General features: G+C 33.7%; 1 protein-coding gene. It reads left to right on the top strand.

Annotated features, from left to right (window positions below):
• Positions 1–380: 380 nt before the first annotated feature.
• Complete coding sequence (locus tag ACP6PK_RS14035; protein WP_426560131.1) at positions 381–2,009, top strand: CocE/NonD family hydrolase; 1,629 nt, start codon at positions 381–383, stop codon at positions 2,007–2,009.
• Positions 2,010–2,086: the final 77 nt, after the last annotated feature.

The following is a 2,086-nucleotide window of genomic DNA, read 5'->3' as shown; positions in this document are numbered from 1 at the left end:
TATTTTTTATTTGTTCTGTTTCGGCAAATTTTAAAATGAAATCTGTCTAGTATATCTACTTAATTAGCTGGCTATTGAAAAGCTTTTTCTTTCCTATCATCCTTTACTTTATTGGTAAGCATTTCCTTTGGAATGCTGCGCAAACAGCTATTACCAATCAGCTCTCAGCTTTTTTGATGAATTAAGTAAGGATTTGTTTAACAACACTTATATTAACTGAGTAGCTTTTATTTATGCTAGAAATTATCTGAAATATATCAATAATAATTTTTGATTTCAAGACGAGACTTAGAAATTATAATCTAGCTGAAAGCTAAAAGCTGACGGCTGAATGCTTACCTTTATTTTTTTATATCCTCTGTTAATTACAAATATTTAAAATGAAAATTTTACCCAAAGAAACTACTTCCATATTCACCAGAGACGGGATACGTTTAGATGCTGATATTTATCGCCCCGATGCAGAAGGTGAATTTCCAGTAATATTAATGCGACAACCATACAGTAGAGCGATCGCTTCAACAGTAGTCTATGCTCATCCAAAATGGTACGCTGCTCATGGTTATATTGTGATTATTCAAGATGTTCGGGGTAGAGGTACATCTGAAGGTAAATTTGAATTATTTGCCCATGAAATTGAAGATGGAATTGATACTATTAATTGGGCAGCAAATTTACCAGGTAGCACTGGGAAAATAGGAATGTATGGATTTTCTTATCAAGGCATGACTCAACTATATGCTGCTAGTGCTAAACTTCCAGCTTTAAAAACAATTTGTCCGGGAATGATTGGTTATGATTTATATACAGACTGGGCTTATGAAGGTGGAGCATTTTGTTTACAAACTAACCTAGCTTGGGCAGTTCAGCTAGCAACAGAAACTGCTCGTTTACAAGGAGATGAAAAATCTTATCAAGAACTTTATCAAGCTTCGAGAAATCTGCCTTTATCTACTACAAATCCGGCTTTACCTAAAGTAATTAATGAGTATGGAAAAGATTCTTTTTACCATGAGTGGATAGACAATTATCAGTCTAGTGAATATTGGCAAAACCTATCACCAAATATGGAAAATGTAGACCTGCCAATGTTACATATCGGCGGTTGGTTTGATACCTATTTACGAGGTACAATTCATTTATATAAAGAAATGGCTGGTCGCAGTAAATTCTTACAAAAATTAATCGTAGGTCCTTGGTCTCATATTCCTTGGGGTAGAAAAGTAGGAGCTGTAAATTATGGTTTAGGAGCTTCCAGTCCTATAGATGATTTACAAATATTATGGTTTAATCAATTTCTCAAAGGAATAAATACAGGAATATTTGAGCAATTTCCTATTTCTTTATTTGAGATGGGAAGTAACGAATGGCGTAATTTTAATTCCTGGCCGAGTAATAATTACAAGTTCTATTATTTGGGTAGTACAGGACTTGCTAATATGAGAGAAGATTCGGGGAGTCTGACGGAAAATTGCCCCGATATTTCTGCTGATGATACATTCGTACATGACCCTTGGCGACCTGTTCCTGCATTGGGTGGTCATGCCACATTTCCGGCGGGTTCTTTTGAACGTTCAGAATTAGATTCTCGCACTGATATTTTGACTTATACTTCTGAATTTTTAACGGAAGATTTACACATAGCAGGAGATATTTTTGTAGATGTATATTGTACGGCAGATACAAGTAGTTTTGACCTTTCTGCTGTATTATCTGAAGTGACAAAAAATGGCAATGTTTACAATTTTACTCAAGGTTATATCAAGGTTGTTGATAATGATTTACCAGTGAAAATATCTTTACAACCAACTTGTATGAGAATTGAGAAAGGTAAGGCTATAAGATTGAGTTTAAGTGCTGCTTGTTTTCCTGCTTATTTAGTTAATCCAGGCATAGATAAATCACCAGGGGAAGTAAGATTAATTGACGCAAAAATTATTACAATAACTGTTAGTTCAGGGAAAAATAATCCTTCTGTAATTTCTTTGTCAAGAAATAAGGAAGAATAAATTTTTAATAATTGATAATTGATAATTGATAATTAATAATGGATAATTGATAATTACCTCTGGTTAAAACCGTTACG

It is taken from the genome of Dapis hubbardiae BLCC-M172, from assembly GCF_050016015.1.
GTDB lineage: Bacteria > Cyanobacteriota > Cyanobacteriia > Cyanobacteriales > Microcoleaceae > Trichodesmium.
This window is presented reverse-complemented; position numbering and strand designations above follow the sequence as displayed.

Bases quoted from the DNA above. Each gene is read 5' to 3' on its own strand.
- ACP6PK_RS14035 (WP_426560131.1), top strand. From the start codon at position 381: ATGAAAATTTTACCCAAAGAAACTACTTCCATATTCACCAGAGACGGG.